The following is a 749-nucleotide window of genomic DNA, read 5'->3' on the forward strand; positions in this document are numbered from 1 at the left end:
GCACGATAGATAAGCTCATGAACATATCCTTACTGATGCATGAAAAGATAAATTAAACATAGTTGTGATTTGCCAAACCGGTGGGAAGAAGATCAAGATTTGTGATATTTGAGAGTGTTGGTAAGAGAAGGACGTGGACTAGCTCTTCAGATGATTTGTTTATTTTATACTGACAATGATCAACACGCTTCATGATCAGACGGTAGCCATCATTGCTCCACAAGAAAGCAAGTTATGCAATTTTACGCTGACGAAAAATCCGCCTATTCAAAAAATCATTCATAGACAATAAAAGCGAAGCGAATCTTCTCTCGTATTTAGTTATTAAATCCACGTTCATAACATCATTCAACGTTAGCTTTTTCTAATTTTCAAACCTGAGAAAAACACAGATATATATGCCAGCTCAATCATATTTATCTTGCTGATGATAACCATTCGCATAATAATCATAAGGTCATGTTTAATGGCATTTTTAAGTGAGATTAATAAAGAAAATGAAAAATATTTAAGCTTGTTAATGACAATAACATTGTCATTCGCATTATCGGGCTGTAATGGTTCTTCTGATTCTTCATCAGAGTTAGCAGAAAGTTACGATGGTGTTTATAAAGATAAAAACGGGGACTCGCATTTTTTGATAGCTCGAATGAAGATGCGATCTATTTATATAGACCACCACAACGATACAAGGATGGTTAATATAAGCAGCTCAAATCGTAGCATTGTGGTCGACAACAGTTTAATTG

At 34.4% G+C, this 749-nt stretch carries 1 pseudogene; it reads left to right on the plus strand.

What is annotated here, in order from left to right:
• Positions 1-466: 466 nt before the first annotated feature.
• Positions 467-749: pseudogene (locus tag CIK04_RS34850) on the plus strand (hypothetical protein); the annotation flags it as partial.

It is taken from the genome of Vibrio sp. 03_296 (assembly GCF_002265885.1).